General features: G+C 69.5%; 17 protein-coding genes. 7 read left to right on the top strand and 10 right to left on the bottom strand.

From position 1 onward, the window contains the following. Positions 1–15: 15 nt before the first annotated feature. Positions 16–576 carry a DUF2939 domain-containing protein gene (locus tag V6M45_RS02695; RefSeq protein ID WP_332653816.1) on the bottom strand — a complete coding sequence of 187 codons (561 nt, stop codon included), beginning with the start codon at positions 574–576 and terminating at the stop codon, positions 16–18. Between the two features lie 113 nt (positions 577–689). Then, entirely contained in the window at positions 690–1,904 is a 1,215-nt protein-coding gene (locus tag V6M45_RS02700) for an NADP-dependent isocitrate dehydrogenase (protein WP_332653817.1), read from the bottom strand. Positions 1,905–2,017: 113 nt separating this feature from the next. Here V6M45_RS02700 and V6M45_RS02705 point away from each other — a divergent pair, with 113 nt between their 5' ends. After that, positions 2,018–3,172 carry a DUF1176 domain-containing protein gene (locus tag V6M45_RS02705; RefSeq protein WP_332653819.1) on the top strand — a complete coding sequence of 385 codons (1,155 nt, stop codon included), beginning with the start codon at positions 2,018–2,020 and terminating at the stop codon, positions 3,170–3,172. Beyond that, entirely contained in the window at positions 3,159–4,064 is a 906-nt protein-coding gene (locus V6M45_RS02710; protein WP_332653821.1) for an NAD(P)/FAD-dependent oxidoreductase, read from the top strand. Before V6M45_RS02705 ends, V6M45_RS02710 begins: the two co-directional genes overlap by 14 nt. Positions 4,065–4,105: 41 nt before the next feature. On the opposite strand, the gene V6M45_RS02715 is transcribed toward V6M45_RS02710, so the two are convergent. After that, positions 4,106–4,291 (bottom strand): hypothetical protein, encoded by a 186-nt coding sequence (locus V6M45_RS02715; RefSeq protein ID WP_332653823.1) that lies wholly within the window; start codon positions 4,289–4,291, stop codon positions 4,106–4,108. A gap of 135 nt (positions 4,292–4,426) precedes the next feature. Between V6M45_RS02715 and V6M45_RS02720 the strand changes: the two genes are divergently transcribed. Both V6M45_RS02720 and V6M45_RS02725 read left to right on the top strand, forming a co-directional pair. Continuing rightward, entirely contained in the window at positions 4,427–5,356 is a 930-nt protein-coding gene (locus V6M45_RS02720; protein WP_332653825.1) for a LysR substrate-binding domain-containing protein, read from the top strand. A gap of 68 nt (positions 5,357–5,424) precedes the next feature. Continuing rightward, on the top strand, positions 5,425–5,748 hold the full coding sequence (locus V6M45_RS02725) for a hypothetical protein (protein ID WP_332653826.1): 324 nt from the start codon (positions 5,425–5,427) through the stop codon (positions 5,746–5,748). A gap of 3 nt (positions 5,749–5,751) precedes the next feature. Here V6M45_RS02725 and cckA read toward each other — a convergent pair whose 3' ends face one another. Together cckA and V6M45_RS02735 are read right to left on the bottom strand one after the other, a co-directional pair. Continuing rightward, complete coding sequence (gene cckA / locus V6M45_RS02730) at positions 5,752–7,785, bottom strand: cell cycle histidine kinase CckA (RefSeq protein ID WP_332653828.1); 2,034 nt, start codon at positions 7,783–7,785, stop codon at positions 5,752–5,754. Between the two features lie 364 nt (positions 7,786–8,149). Next, the gene (locus V6M45_RS02735) at positions 8,150–9,247 is read right to left on the bottom strand and encodes a Glu/Leu/Phe/Val family dehydrogenase (protein WP_332653830.1); all 1,098 of its coding nucleotides are present in this window, start codon (positions 9,245–9,247) and stop codon (positions 8,150–8,152) included. A gap of 160 nt (positions 9,248–9,407) precedes the next feature. Here V6M45_RS02735 and V6M45_RS02740 point away from each other — a divergent pair, with 160 nt between their 5' ends. Further along, complete coding sequence (locus tag V6M45_RS02740) at positions 9,408–9,683, top strand: YdeI/OmpD-associated family protein (protein ID WP_332653831.1); 276 nt, start codon at positions 9,408–9,410, stop codon at positions 9,681–9,683. Between the two features lie 42 nt (positions 9,684–9,725). Here the strand turns inward: V6M45_RS02740 and V6M45_RS02745 are convergent, their stop codons facing one another. The 4 genes from V6M45_RS02745 to V6M45_RS02760 form a co-directional block, all read right to left on the bottom strand. Further along, positions 9,726–10,043, bottom strand: a complete 318-nt coding sequence (locus V6M45_RS02745; protein WP_332653833.1) for a hypothetical protein — start codon at positions 10,041–10,043, stop codon at positions 9,726–9,728. Positions 10,044–10,321: 278 nt separating this feature from the next. Continuing rightward, complete coding sequence (locus tag V6M45_RS02750; protein WP_332653835.1) at positions 10,322–11,194, bottom strand: alpha/beta fold hydrolase; 873 nt, start codon at positions 11,192–11,194, stop codon at positions 10,322–10,324. A gap of 307 nt (positions 11,195–11,501) precedes the next feature. Next, positions 11,502–12,104 (bottom strand): uracil-DNA glycosylase family protein, encoded by a 603-nt coding sequence (locus V6M45_RS02755; protein ID WP_332653837.1) that lies wholly within the window; start codon positions 12,102–12,104, stop codon positions 11,502–11,504. Next, the gene (locus V6M45_RS02760) at positions 12,088–12,426 is read right to left on the bottom strand and encodes a DUF3253 domain-containing protein (RefSeq protein WP_332653839.1); all 339 of its coding nucleotides are present in this window, start codon (positions 12,424–12,426) and stop codon (positions 12,088–12,090) included. The genes V6M45_RS02755 and V6M45_RS02760 overlap by 17 nt, the downstream gene beginning before the upstream one ends. A gap of 32 nt (positions 12,427–12,458) precedes the next feature. On the opposite strand from V6M45_RS02760, the gene V6M45_RS02765 reads away from it, so the two are divergent. Then, on the top strand, positions 12,459–12,893 hold the full coding sequence (locus tag V6M45_RS02765) for a PaaI family thioesterase (protein ID WP_332653840.1): 435 nt from the start codon (positions 12,459–12,461) through the stop codon (positions 12,891–12,893). A 3-nt stretch (positions 12,894–12,896) separates the two neighbouring features. Here V6M45_RS02765 and V6M45_RS02770 read toward each other — a convergent pair whose 3' ends face one another. Then, on the bottom strand, positions 12,897–13,466 hold the full coding sequence (locus V6M45_RS02770) for a TetR/AcrR family transcriptional regulator (protein WP_332653842.1): 570 nt from the start codon (positions 13,464–13,466) through the stop codon (positions 12,897–12,899). A 166-nt stretch (positions 13,467–13,632) separates the two neighbouring features. Between V6M45_RS02770 and V6M45_RS02775 the strand changes: the two genes are divergently transcribed. After that, positions 13,633–14,832, top strand: a complete 1,200-nt coding sequence (locus tag V6M45_RS02775; protein WP_332653843.1) for an efflux RND transporter periplasmic adaptor subunit — start codon at positions 13,633–13,635, stop codon at positions 14,830–14,832.

Here is a 14,832-nt window from a genome sequence, read left to right on the forward strand (position 1 = left end):
AGTCGAGGAGACTGGCTAGCGGGGTGCGACGGGTGCGGACGGCTCTGCGTCAGGAAGGCCAATGTGGACCAGCTTCCATTCGAACGGGCCCCTGCGCTCGAACGTGAAGATGGTGCGCGAACCGCCCTCGCCCTTGACGGCCAGGCGGACCCGGTTCACCCCCCAGAACACCGGTGCGGGCATAGGGTTTTCAGCGGCGGCGCCGACGGGAAGGGTGGACCGATGCGAGGCGGAGCGGCCCTCGCCGCGCGTCAGGCCTCCCAGCGCAGCCGGGGTCAGATAGGCGTCGGCGTCGCCGGCCGTGGCTACGTCGGTCGTCCCGAACTGGCGACGAACGGCGCCGATCGGATCCTCGAGGAAGGTCGGGGCCGGGGCCATCGCCGCCGGGTTCCCCGACAGTTGCGGCCGCAGGGACTGGCGGACGGCGGAGAAGTCGACCAGCCGGGACAGGCCGGCGACATCATTCGCGTCCGCCGCCGAGCGTATGCCGAAGAAGGCCACAGCCGGCGCGGCGAAGAAGCTCACCGTCGCGCCAATGACGACCAGCAACAGCAGATTGCCGAACAGCTTCTTCATGACGGCGTCCAGAGTTCGGATCATCAATGCACGAACGCGGGTCCGGCTCAAACGAAAGGCCCGCCGGACGCGAATCCGGCGGGCCTCCGTTTGTGGGCCGCGGTAGAGCCCCCTTAGGACGCCATCGCCGCGGTGAGGTTCTCGGCGACCTTGTCGAGGAAGCCCTCGGTGGTCAGCCAGCCCTGCTGGTCGCCGACGAGGAGCGCGAGGTCCTTGGTCATGTGACCGGACTCGACCGTCTCGACCACGACCCGCTCGAGGGTGGCGGCGAATTTGGCCAGTTCGTCGTTGCCGTCCAGCTTGGCCCGGTGCGAGAAGCCGCGCGTCCAGGCGAAGATCGAGGCGATGGAGTTGGTCGAGGTCGCCTCGCCCTTCTGGTGCTGACGATAGTGGCGGGTGACGGTGCCGTGGGCGGCCTCCGACTCCAGCACCTTGCCGTCCGGCGTCATCAGCACCGATGTCATCAGGCCCAGCGAGCCGAAACCCTGCGCCACGACGTCGGATTGCACGTCGCCGTCATAGTTCTTGCAGGCCCAGACGAAGCCGCCCGACCACTTGATGGCCGCGGCCACCATGTCGTCGATCAGCCGGTGCTCGTAGGTCAGGCCCTTTTCCTTGAACTGCGCCGCGAATTCCTCGTCGAACACCTTCTGGAAGATGTCCTTGAAGCGCCCGTCATAGGCTTTGAGGATGGTGTTCTTGGTCGACAGATAGACCGGGAAATTGCGCTGCAGGCCGAAGGCGAAGCTGGCGCGGGCGAACTCGGTGATCGAGTCGTCGAGATTATACATGCCCATGGCGACGCCGGCGGAGGGGAAGTCGAACACCTCATGCTCGATGACCTGACCGTCCTCACCCTGGAACTTGATCGTCAGCTTGCCGGGGCCGGGAACCAGGAAGTCGGTGGCCTTGTACTGGTCGCCGAAGGCGTGACGGCCGACCACGATGGGCTGGGTCCAGCCGGGCACCAGACGCGGCACGTTCGAGCAGATGATCGGCTCGCGGAAGACCACGCCGCCGAGGATGTTGCGGATGGTGCCGTTGGGCGACTTCCACATCTTCTTGAGGCCGAACTCCTTCACCCGGGCCTCGTCCGGGGTGATGGTCGCGCACTTCACGCCGACGCCATGCTTCTGGATGGCGTGGGCCGCATCCACCGTGACCTTGTCGTCGGTGGCGTCACGGTTCTCCATCGACAGGTCGTAGTAGTCGAGCTCGAGGTCGAGGAAGGGGAAGACCAGCTTGTCCTTGATCATCTGCCAGATGATCCGGGTCATCTCGTCGCCGTCGATGTCCACGATGGGATTGGCGACCTTGATCCTGGTCATGCGGGTTCGCGCCTCTGATTGGGAATGGGATTGAGGCGGCGGTATAGCGGTGGCGGCGCGCGGGCGCAAAGGGCGGAACCGAACGGCTGTCCGGCCCGCTGTCGATGAACCGGATGCGCCAGGATCTGGACGATGGAGATGGGGCGAGGATGATGTGGCGATCAGGTCTGGCGACGGTGATATTGCTTGCCGCCTGTGGTGACGGGGCCGCGACCGACCGGGCCGGGGCAGCCGTCGTCCCTGGCGCCGCGGGGGCGACAGAACAGAGCGCCGCCGACCCGACGGCCCGGCCGGAGATCCGCGAGTTCCGCGATTGGCGGGCGATCTGCGACAACGGCAACGCCTGCGTCGCATGGACAGGGTCCGACGAGGGCGGATGGCTCCGCATCGGAATGGAAGCGGGCCCGGACGCCCGCCCGACTGTGCAGGCGAGCGGAGGGTTCGATCATGACGGCGCGCCCGCCGACGTGCGGCTGAAGATCGACGGCCGCGATTACGCCGTGTCTGGCGGCGCCGGGAGCGACGCGCGCCATCGGTCGGTCGTCGGCGCTTTGGCCAGCGCGCAGACCGTGACGCTCGAGACCGGTGACCGCGCCATTGAACTGCCCGCCTCCGGGGTTTCCGCCGCCCTGCTGTGGATCGACGAGCGGCAGGGACGGCTGGAGACGATAACCGCCCTGCTGCGCCCGGGCGACCGGCCCGCGAGCACCGTTCCTTCCGCCCCCGCCCTGCCTATGGTGCAGTCCGCGCCGCCGATCGACCAGGGCGCTTTCGCGGCGGCCAATGCGCCGATGGGGGACGATCCGCCGCCCCAACTGCGCGTGCCCGCCGCCATCGAGGCCCGCCCGGAAGTGAAGGCTTGCCGGGCGGAGAACAACGAATACCTCGACAAGGCCGTGCTCGCGGCGCGACTGGACGGGTCGACCGTGCTGTGGGGCGTTCCCTGCGGCAGCGGGGCCTACAACGCCACCTATGTCCTCTATCTGGCGCGGCCGGACGGCTCGGGCGTACGCCCCGCCGAATTGCCGACTCGGGAGCCGGTGGGCGGCGAGGATGACCTGTGGCTGGTCAACCCGCAGTACGACCCGGAGGGCCAGACCTTGACCGTCTTCCCGCGCGGCCGGGGCCTCGGCGACTGCGGCACGATCCAGACCTGGACCTGGACGGCCGCGGGTTTCGCCCTGACCCGGGAGCGCTTCATGGGTGACTGCCAAGGCATGTCGCCCGACTACTGGCCGACGACGTGGCGCGCCGATGTCCGACCCTGAAGTCCTTGTCATCGGAGCCGGCCCGGCGGGCCTGGTTGCGGCGACCTATCTGGCGCGCTTTCGGCGGCGGGTGCTGGTCGCCGACGGCGGCGCTCCCCGTGCCCGCTGGATTCCGGTCAGTCACAACCTGCCCGGCTTTCCGCAGGGCATCACTGGCGAGGCGATCCTCAGGCGGATGACCGAACAGGCGCTTGAGTACGACGCGGTGATAGAGCGGGGCCGCGTCGAACGTCTCCAGCCCGAGGGCGATGATTTCAGGGCATCTCTGAACGGGCGCGAGATCAGGGTGCGCGCTGTGCTGCTGGCGACCGGGGTCGTGGACCACCATCCTGACCTGCCCGGCGTCGACCGGGCCATCGAGCGGTCGCTGGTCCGCATCTGCCCGATCTGCGACGGCTATGAGGCTAGCGGCAAGGCGGTGGCGATTGTCGGCCAGGATGACCGGGGCGTCAGAGAGGCCGCCTTTCTGCGGACCTATTCCGACCGCGTCACCCTGATCCACACCGGCTCGGCCGAAGCGCTGACCCGGGAGGACGAACTGCGCCGCATGGGGGTGGAGCTGATCCGGGCCCCGATCGACAATGTCCGGCTGGAGGGCGACCGGGTGACTGCGCTGAGCTGGGGCGGAAACTTCCGGGTATTCGACCTGGTTTATTCGGCGCTCGGAACGTCGCCAAATGCGGACCTGGCGCGTGCCTTGGGCGCAAAGGTCGGGGACGACGGCTGTCTGGTGGTCGACGCTCATCAGAGAAGCAGCGTTCCGGGCTTTTACGCCGCCGGAGACGTGGTGCGGGGGCTGAACCAGATCGCCGTGGCCGGGGCCGAGGCCGCTATTGCGGCGACCGCCATTCACAACGCGCTGCGGGAGGCGGACGGCTGGACGGTGCGCTAGCCCGACGCAAGCGGCCCGGAGCCGCGAGAGCAGGAGGCTCCCTACGGGTCCGGGCCGAAGCCCTTGCGGGCCCCGATCGCGGCGGCGTGCGGGGATTGGGCCCCGCCTCCGCGATCGATGGTCTGGCGGATCAGCGGCTGGAGGGCGTCACGATCCGCTGCGGTTTGCGAAGCCGCGCGCGGGCGCGGCTTCGCCGCCAGTCGTTCAGCACCGAAATCCAGCCCCATGCGGGCTCCTTATGCGTATGGTGAATTTCTTCCATGACGACCTCCTGACGATCCTGCTGTGAGGGCAACAACAGAATGGGCTTGACAGGACGGCTCCACAAACCAGATTGGCGGCGCGCTGCATAAGGCAAGCTTATGTCCGATCCCCTCGCTGGAATTCCCCTCGCCTCCATTCGCGTGTTCGAGGCCGCGGCTCGCCTGAACAGTTTCACGCGCGCGGCCGAGGAGCTGGGCATGACCCAGGCCGCCGTGAGCTGGCAGATCAAGGCGCTGGAAGGGCGGCTGGGGCAGAGCCTGTTCCGGCGTCTGCCGCGCGAGGTCGTCCCGACGGAACCGGGGGAGAGGCTGTCGCGAGCGGCCACAGAGGCGATGAGCTTGCTGCGACGGGCGGTGTCGGACCTGACCGAGGCGGATCAGGCGGTGCTGTCGATCACCACCCTGGCGACTCTGGCGACGCAGTGGCTGGCGCCGCGACTGGGCGAGTTCCAGCTGGCGAACCCGGAGCTGGCGGTGCGGCTCGATACGGCGGCGCACCTGGTCGACCTGTCACGGGAAGGCTTCGACGTGGGCATCCGGTCGGGGACGGGCGACTGGCCCGGGCTGGAGAGCGTCGAGGTCATGCCGAGCGTGTTCACGCCGCTGTGCAGCCCGCGCCTGCGGGACCGGCTGGGACTGCAGACGGCCGAGGACCTGCTGAAGGCGCCGCGGATCGGGCTGGAGAAGGAATGGGCGGTCTGGTTCGCGGCGGCGGGCGTCGCGGCGGACGGTCAGACGCCCTCGCGGCTGCGGGCCGACTACCAGGCGCTGGAGGTGGCCTCGGCGATGGGCGATCAGGGCGTGGCCTTGGCCTCGCCGGTGCTGTTCGCGCGCGAGCTGGCGGCCGGCCTTCTGGTCCAACCGGTTGCCCTGTCGGTCAGGCTGATCCCGGATTACGCCTACTGGCTGGTCTGGCCCGAGGGTCGCCGGCGCTCGCCCAAGATCGCCCGCTTCCGCGACTGGATTCTGGCGGCGGCGGCGGCCGATCCCGCCGTCCGGGCCACGCGGGAGGCGGTCGCGGCGGGCTGACGGCCGTCAGGTTCCGTGGGTTGCGGGACGACCGCCCCGCCCGCACGGTCGGTCCGGGAGGCAGGATCATGATGCGACCGGGACAGAGACTGAGGCTGGGCCTGATCGCCGGGGCCGCGCTGGCGACCACGGCCTGCAGCAGCGATCCGGCCATGTGGGAGGCCCTCGCCCTGGGCCTGGACCAGGCCGCGGCCGACCTCCAATACGAGAACGCCAACTGCTATTGGGCGACGCCGCCGGGCCTGCCCTACGGGGCCAACCAGCGCTACTGCCCCGGCGACTACGGCTACCGGGACTTCTGGATCCCGCCCGAGTCCCCCTACTGGCGCGACCGCTCCCGGGACCATCGCCGGGACCGGCATGACGACCGCGGCCACAGGCGCCGGAAATAGGCTCTAGGCGGCCCGCAGCTCCTGCTTGACCCGCTCCGCCAGGGTCTTGATGTCAAGCGGCTTGGGCAGGAAGGAGACGCCGACCTCGTCCTGCAGCAGGTCCGAGAAGTCGCTTTCGGCATAGCCCGAGATGAACAGGACCGGGGCGTCGCCGAGGTACTGGCGAGCCTTCTTGAGCAGGGCGGGCCCGTCGAGGCCGGGCATGATGACGTCGGAGATCATCATGTCGATGGTGCCGGCATGCTGTTCGGCCAGCTCGAGGGCCTGTTCGCCGTCCTCGGCCTCAATGACGTCGTAGCCGCGCTGGCGCAGCAGGCGGGCGGCGATGCCGCGCACGGCGGCCTCGTCCTCGACGAACAGGATGCGGCCGGCGCCGGACAGGTCGCGCGGGGTCTTCAGCTTGATCTCGACAACGGGAGTCTCGGCCAGCTCGGCCTCGTCCGCCTCGGGCAGGAAGATGCGGAAGGCCGCGCCGGCCCCCTCCAGGTTGGAGACGTTGATGTGGCCGCCGGCCTGTTCGACGATGCCGTAGACGGTGGCCAGGCCCATGCCGGTGCCCTCGTTCACCGCCTTGGTGGTGAAGAAGGGCTCGAAGATCTTGCCGAGGATGTCGGGCGGCACGCCGGGGCCGGTGTCGCTGACCTCGATCAGGGCGACCACGTCGGTGGATGGATGGCTCCAGCCGAGGGCGCGGGCCTCTGCGGCCGTCAGGCGGGCGGTGCGGATGGTGACCACGCCGGCCCCCGGCTCGACCACGCCGCGCATGGCGTCGCGGGCGTTGACGGCGAGGTTCATGACGGCCGTCTCGAGCTGGCTCTTGTCGGCGAGGACCACCGGCAGGTCGCGGCCGTAGTCGGTTTCGAGCCGGACGTCCTCGCGCAGCAGGCGGCGCAGCAGGACGGCGAATTCGCCGACCAGTTCGCCGAGATCGAGCCGCTCGCGGCGGACGGTGGACTTGCGCGAGAAGGCCAGCAGCTTGCGGACCAGATCGGCGGCGCGGATGGCGGTCTGGCGGATCTCGTTGAGGCCCTCGTAGGAGGGGTCGCCGACCGGGTGACGCTCCAGCAGGCCCGACAGCTGCAGCTGGATGGCAGTCAGCAGGTTGTTGAAGTCGTGGGCCACGCCGCCGGCCAGCTGGCCCACGGCCTGCATCTTCTGGGCCTGGGCCAGCTGCAGTTCCATCGACTTCTGGGCCGAGACGTCGAACAGCCAGATGCGGCGCTTGTCGCCTTCCGGGGCGACATAGAGGTGCAGCATCTTGTCGGGGAAGGCGCGGGCGACCAGCTCGATCGGACCGGAGGAGCCGGCGGCCAGTTTGCCCCGGGCCTCGGCCACGCCGGCGGGGTCGAACAGATGGCCGAAAGCGGCGTCGCGAGCGGCGGCCGGGCCGGTCAGCACCGACAGGGCGGCGTTGGCCTCCTCGACCTTGCCGCCGAACAGATCGTCGGCGGCGATGACGGCCGAGCCGAACGGCGCGCCGGCGGCCATGGCCCGGCTCTCGGCGGCGTTGGAGGCGGCGACGGGGGCGGCGCCGGTGAGGACCGGAAGGGCGGCGTCGGGCGCGGCGCGGACGAGAAAGCGCCCCTCCCCCGCCTGGCCGATCAGCACCTCCTGCTCGCGGTCGCCGATGACGACGATGGCGCGGCCCTGCTGGCCGGCGCGGGCCTGGGCGAAGGCCATGTAGAGGGCGGAGGCCGAGCGGCCCTTGGGCAGGCTGTTGGTCGCGCCGTTGCTCTCGGCCCAGGCGGCGTTGAAGGCCAGCACCTGACCGGAAGCCCAGACCAGGGCGGCGGGCTCGGCCATGGCGTCGAGCAGGTCGACGGTCGCATCCCCCACCGGCTTGCGGGCCTCGCCGCGGGCGAAGGCGAACAGGCCGATCAGGGCCACGGCCCCCACAGTGAAGATCAGCACCAGTCCCGGCGCGCTCATCGGGTCGGCCCGGAAGGCCGGATAGGCTAGGGCCCCGACGGCCACCACGAAGCCGATCGCCATGACGATGAGCAGCGGATCGAAGCCCTTGCGGTCGGTTGCGGTCATGTCGCCTCGGCCCGAATCAATGGGGCGTTTCCGGCGATAGTGGTCCGTAAGCGCGACGGGCGCGAATCCGGCGGCGCCGGGGTCCGGATTTCACCCGGTTAAAACTCAAAAGCACCGTCCGAACCGTCCGAATCGTCCGAACCGTGCGGATGTGATTGTCAAAGACCGGAGCCTGCCGGGAGACAGGACGCGGCATTGTGCACCCGCCGTTTCCTCAGGCGGGAAGACAGGCTTGAGAAAAGCGGATGTGGCTGGAAAGGCGGGCGTTTTTCTGCCCAGTCCGACTATAATTTCGCGGACTGCCGGCACAGCGACGGGCGATTTCCTTCTCCCCCAAGGGGAGAAGGATCACGGGTGCGCCGCGTCAGGCCGCCTTGCGCTGCTCGGCCTTGGCGTCGCGGGCGGCGTTGATGCGGGCTTCGGCGATGGCGTCGGCGATCTGGTGGGTCGGGCGCTTCTCGACGGCGGAGCGTTCGAGGATCTCTTCCAGCGTTTCCATCAGCCGCGACAGCTTGCCCTCGACCCACTGCGGGTCGTAGGCGCCGCCGGTCTGGCGGGCGGTCATCTCGGAGGCGACGTTGATGATGCCGCCGCCGTTGACGACATAGTCGGGGGCGTAAAGGACGCCGCGCTCGAACAGGATCTGGCCGATCTCGGGGGTGGCCAGCTGGTTGTTGGCGGCGCCGACGACGGCCTTGCAGGACAGGCGGTCCAGGGTCTCGGGGTTCAGCGTCGCGCCGAGGGCGCAGGGGGCGTAGATGTCGGCCTTGACGTCATAGATGGCGTCGGGGGCGACGATCTCGGCATTGGTTCGGGCCGCGACCTCGGACAGCAAGGCGGTGTTGACGTCGGTCATCACCAGTTTCGCGCCGGCGGCGTGCAGCTTGTCGGCCAGATAGCCGCCGACGTGGCCGATGCCCTGCAGGGCGATGGTCAGGCCGGTCAGGTCGTCCTGCTTCCACAGGCGGCGGGCCACGGTCAGGGTCGAGCGGAACACGCCCTCGGCGGTGACCGGGCTGGGGTCGCCCGAGGCCTCGGGGCCGTCCTTCAGGCCGAGGACATAGGGGGTGACCTTGCGGGCCTCGGCGATGTCGGCGACCGACACGCCGACGTCCTCGGCGGCGTAATAGATGCCGCCCAGGGTGTCGACGGCGCGGCCGAAGGCGCGGAACAGCTCGGGGGTCTTCTGGGTGCGGCTGTCGCCGATGATGACCGACTTGCCGCCGCCCATCTCGAGATCGGCCACCGCGTTCTTGTAGCTCATGCCCTTCGACAGGCGCAGCACGTCCTCGAGCGCCTCGGCGCTGGAGGCGTAGTTCCACATCCGTGTGCCGCCGACGGCGGGGCCGCGGGCGGTGGAGTGAACAGCGATAATCGCACGCAGGCCGGTCTTTTCGTCAAAGACAGCGTGGACGCCTTCGTGGTTCGCGAAGGACGGAGAATCGAACAGCGTCTTGCCCATAACCTGGGTCTCCCGGGGTGTTTTTTTGTTGCGCGGCTGATACGCCGGGACGCTCAACAGGGCAAGCATGGCGGTTTGGGGGCGGCAAGGACCGGGTGCGAGCCGTTGCGGCTTCGCCGCGGGGTCGCCAAGTTCGGTTCCCGGACGGAGACGCTTCCCCATGACCAGACAGGCCATCAGCGCCGGCGTGGTGCATGATCTTCCCGCGGACCTGGAGGCGATGCTGGCGGCCGAGCCGGCGGCGCTGGCGATGTGGGAGAGCATCACCCCACTCGCCCGCAATGAATGGATCTGCTGGGTCCAGTCGGTGAAGAGGCCGGAGACGCGGCTCAAGCACGTGGAGCAGGCGCGTTCGAACCTGAGCGACGGCAAGCGCCGGCCATGCTGCTGGCCGGGGTGTCCGCATCGGGAAAAAACCGGGAGAGCGCGGGGCTGAGGAGGTGGAGGGCACTTCCGACCCGGTGCGGACCTTGGACGGTTACCCTTCGACGATGCGGATCGGCTTCCGTTTGCCGTAGAGCCATAGCCCAAGGACGGCCAATCCGCCCAACATGACGGCCTGAATGGCAAGGATCAACGGCACCATCATCAACGGCAGGATAGCGACGACAATGCCTCCGCTGCCTTCTACTGGCTCACCATTCAGAGTCGGCGGAACTCCCGAGGCCAGAGAGATCATGGTCACGAGCGCGAACAGGGGGAGGACGATCACTCCAGCCCCCAGAAAATAGCCCATCGCTACCAGCTTGAACGCTCCGCCCGGCTTTAGCCGCCCGCCCGTTGTTCTCAGTTCCACGATTTCCCCCTGTCGATCTACAATGAAGAGGTAGCTCAGGTTGGGTCCGCTTCCCACCCATCAGACCTTCACAGTGTCGGCTTCCCGCGCCTTGTCTCCTATTTCTCCCGCCGTTATCGGGCTTGAGCCGGGGATCAGAGGCAGGCGGCGGGCTCTGCGGCGTAAAGGCCCCCGACCGCGACCGCGGGTGTTCGACGGAGCACCGGACGGCCTGATCTTCGGGTCAAGCCGAGGATGACGGGTGGGGAAGCGGACGGGGCGGCTGTTTCGGGGTCTGCCTACCGTCCCGCCAGAGCCGGCCCCACCGCCCCCGCCCCGGACGGCAGCGGCGCCGCCGCGTCGCGCAGCCACGCCGCCACGTCACGGTAGACCCTCTCCGCCTGCAGGTCCCGGTTCAGGATGTGCCAGCCTTCGGGATAGTATGCGGTGCGCAGGCCGGGGCGGTCGCCAGCCCGTTCGAGGGCAGCCCGCATGGCGTCCTCGCGGATGACGTTGTCGTTGGCGCCGTACAGCAGCAGGGTCGGGGCGCGGATGTCGCCCAGCCGGTGCGAGGCGCTGTCCATCAGATCGACGAGGCCATACAGGGCGTCGAAGCGGGTGGTGATCAGGCTGTTGGGGTCGCGGTAGTTGCGGAACAGCTCCAGCCGGTTGTCCGAGGCGGGCCGGTCGCGGACCGCCCATTGCGGCGGCTCGACGGCGCGGTCGCCCATGGCGCGGGCGGCGATCCACAGGCCGGCGCTGTTCAGCGGCCCCTGGGCCGACCAGCCCCAGACGGCGGGGGCCAGCAGGATGACGCGGTCGGCGTCAGGCGGGCGGTCCGAGGCGAAGGCGACGATGGCCACGGCCCCGCCCATGCTCTCGCCCGCGACGGCGATGACGGCGTTCGGATGCCGGGCGCGGGCCAGGGCGACGGCGGTGCGCAGGTCGTCGGCCATACGGGCCTCGCCGGCCCAGACGCCGCGGCCGGGGGCCTCGCCGAAGCCGCGCTGGTCGATCGCCCAGGTCTCGATGCCCTGTTCGGCCCACCACGGACCGGCGAGACGGAAGGAGGCGCGGCTGTCGTTCATGCCGTGCAGGGCGACGATCACCGCCCACGGCTCGCCGCTCACCGGGGCCCAGCGGGCCAGCGGCAGGCGGGCGCCGTCGTCCATGACGAGGGCGCGATCCTCGACGGCCGGGCCGGCGAAGCCCGGCGGCGGGGTCCGGGGCGGCTGGACGGCGGGCGTGGCGCAGGCGGCGAGTGTGAGGGCGAGGAGCAGGGCGGCGCCCCCTCTCCCGATGGGAGAGGGCTTGAGCGCCCGGGAGCGAAGCGAGCGGTCTTGCGCGAAAGGGTGAGGGTCGGCTGACAGCCGTGACACACCGAGCGACGGCTTACGCCGACTGGACCGGACGACCCTCATCCGGCGCTGCGCGCCACCTTCTCCCATCGGGAGAAGGAATGGTGATGCGTGACGTTCATCACCCCAGAATGCCCCGAACCCTCTGGCGAAGATACGGCAGCACCTCTTCCTCGAACCACGGGTTCTTCCGCAGCCAGGCGGTGTTGCGCCACGACGGGTGCGGCAGGGGCAGGATGGCGGGAGCGTAATCGCGCCACGCCCGCACCGTCTCCGTCATGTTGGCCTTCGCGCGCTCGCCGAGGGCCCAGACCTGGGCGTAGCCGCCGACCAGAAGGGTCAGCTCGACCTGGGGCAGTTCGGCGAGGAGTTGGGGCCGCCACAGTTCGGCGCAGCGGCGCGGGGGCGGATAGTCGCCGCCCTTCGGCGCGGTGCCCGGATAGCAGAAGGCCTGGGCCGCGACGCCGAGGCGGCGGTCGGCGTAGAAGGTCTGGTAGTCGACGCCCATCCAGTCGCGCAGGCGATCTCCGGACGGGTCGGTGAACGGCAGACCGCTTTCATGGACGCGCCGGCCCGGAGCCTGGCCGCAGATCAGCAGCCGGGTCTCGGGGAAGACATGCACCACCGGGCGCGGCGTGTGCGGCAGCTGACCGAGACAGGCCCGGCAGGCGCGGATGTCGGCGAGGACTGTCTCCAGTCCGGTCGGATCAGCCGAAGTCGTCATCGCTTTCGACGGCGGGCGGCCGGGCCGCGAGGGCGGCGGCGGTTTCGGCCTCGGTCGGCAGGCGCAGGCGGATGACGCCCTTGAAGGCGTTGGGATCGACCGGCTTGCCCTTCTTGGTGATGGTCAGCTTGCCCTGACGCATCAGGCCGAGGGCGCAGGCGCGGACCTTGGGCAGCATGCGCTGCCACTGCTCGGGCTGCAGTTCCTTGGCCACGTCGGCGGGCTCAATGCTCTTGCCGCCGACGCCTTTCGGGTCGGCCTTCGCCAGTTTTTCGAAGATGGCGGTTTCGATGGGGTCGCTCATCGCGCCTGTATGGTGCATTGCGGGATCAGAAAGAAGGCGGAGTTTTTCCCATGGTCGCGAAAGTCACGGTGTCGGAGGGCGAGTTCGCCGGCTGGCAGATGTACGACCTGCACGGCACCTTCGATCAGGTGGTGGGGCCGTTCTACTTCAAGCCGGATCCGGACGGGCGCATGCGCTGCGCCTTCCGGGCCGAGCAGAAGCATATGAACGCGGGCGACCGGATGCACGGCGGCTGCCTGATGACCTTCGCCGACATCGCCCTGTTCCAGACCGCCTATCAGGAGATGGAGGGGGCGTCGGGGGTGACGGTGTCGCTGGATTCGACCTTCATCGACGGGGCCTATGTCGGCGAGCTGGTCGAGGCCACCGGCGAGGTGGTGCGGGCCGGCAAGAGCCTGATCTTCGTGCGCGGCCAGATCAACGCCGGCGCCCGCATCCTGATGACCTTCTCGGGCGTGATCCGGAAATTCACTCCGCGCGGCTGAGGCTCAGCCGTCGATGATGTCCTGCAGGATGGCGGCCATGCGGTCGCGCATCCGCTCGCATTCGGGTGGCTGGAGACCGAAGCCGCCGGTGATCTCGCGGCTGACGGCCATGCCCATGACGAAGGCGGCCGCGAGCCGGGCGCGAACGGCGGCGTCGGGGCCTCCGACCCATTCGGCGAAGGGATTGAAGAAGCGCTCGTTGCCGGTGCGCTGGACCAGCTCCATGGCCTTGGTGGAGCCGACCGAGCGCAGCAGGATCAGCAGGCCCTTGAGCTTGCTCTCGCTCTTGCCCTCGAAAATGGCCTCGTGGGCGATGCGTCGACCGAAGGTGGCGCGGTCGCCCTGCATCAGCTCGGCGCCGTTCTCGCAGCTGTCGAGCACAGCGGTGAACAGATCTTCCTTGGAGCCGAAATAGCGGGACACCAGGGCGGCGTCGACGCCGACGTCGCGGGCGATGTCGCGCATGCCGACGTCGTCATAGCTCTCGCGCGCGAACCGTTCGCGAGCGGCGTCCAGGATGGCGGCGCGGGTCGCCTCAGCATTTCTTGGCCGAGGCGCGACATGACAAAACAACAGGTTACTCCTGAACAAGGCCCCACGATGTATATGGCTTTGTCATCACCCGTTGACAAGCGATGAGTCGATCACCATTAAGTCACCGGGCGTTGACTAGCGGCCTCCTCCCCGATCGCCGCCGTCAACTGAGACAGGGATAATCTCCCTACGGAGACCAACACACATGCGCACGGTGAAGATCGTGGCCGCGTCCGCCCTGATGGCGGCCGCGCTCTATGGCTGTTCCTCGAAGAGCGAGGCGCAGGCCCCGCCGGCGCCGTCCGTAACGGTCGCCACGCCGCTGGTGCAGGCGGTTCAGGACTGGGACGAATTCACGGGCCGCTTCGAGGCGACCCAGTCGGTCGAGGTGCGCGCGCGCGTCGGCGGCTACATCTCCGGGGTCCATTTCCGCGACGGCGACTATGTGCGCCGGGGGCAGCTGCTGTTCAGCCTCGACCCGCGTCCGGCGCAGGCGGCGCTGGCCTCGGCCCGCGCGCAACTGTCGCAGGCGCAGGCCCAGCTGACTCTCGCGCAGAGCGAACTGGCCCGGGCCGAAACCCTGCTCGAATCGCAGGCCGTCTCCCAGGCCGAGGTCGACACCCGGCGCGGGGCGCTGCAGACGGCGCAGGCCGCGATCGCCGCCGCCAACGCCAATGTGCGGGCGCGGCAGCTGGATCTCGAATTCACCCGCGTCACCGCGCCGATTTCGGGACGGGTGTCGGATCGCCGGGTCGACGCGGGCAACCTCGTGGCGGGCGGATCGTCCGCCGCCGACGTGCTGACCACGGTGGTCTCGAGCGCCCCGATCCATTTCGTCTTCGACGGTTCGGAAGCCGTGCTGCTGAAGTACCAGCGGCAGGCGCGCCGGGGCGCCGCGCCGATCCAGGTGCGGCTGCAGGATGAAACCGGTTTCAGCCGGTCTGGCACGCTCGACTTCACTGACAACGCGGTGGACACCGCCTCGGGCGTCATCCGGCTGCGGGCGCTGATCCCCAACGCGGACGGCTTCCTGAAGCCCGGCATGTTCGGTCAGGCCCGCCTCGCCGGGGCCGGGACCTACAACGCCATGCTGGTGCCCGACGCCGCGATCGCCACCGATCAGGCCCGGCGCATCGTCTATGTCGTCGCCGCCGACGGCTCGGTCGCGCCCAAGCCGGTGCAGCTGGGACCGCTGGTCGACGGCCTGCGGGTGGTCCGCTCGGGTCTGCAGCGCACCGACCGCGTCATCATCAACGGCGTCCAGCGCATCCAGGCGCCCGGCATGAAGGTGCAGGCCCGCAACGGCCAGATCCGCCCCGTCGCCCGCGAGGCCCAGGTCCCGGTGACCCAGGCGGCGCCGGCCTCGACCGCCACCTTCGCCAACAGCCTGTCCTCGGGCGACTGA

Origin of the sequence: Brevundimonas sp. (genome assembly GCF_036676055.1) — a bacterium.
GTDB lineage: Bacteria > Pseudomonadota > Alphaproteobacteria > Caulobacterales > Caulobacteraceae > Brevundimonas.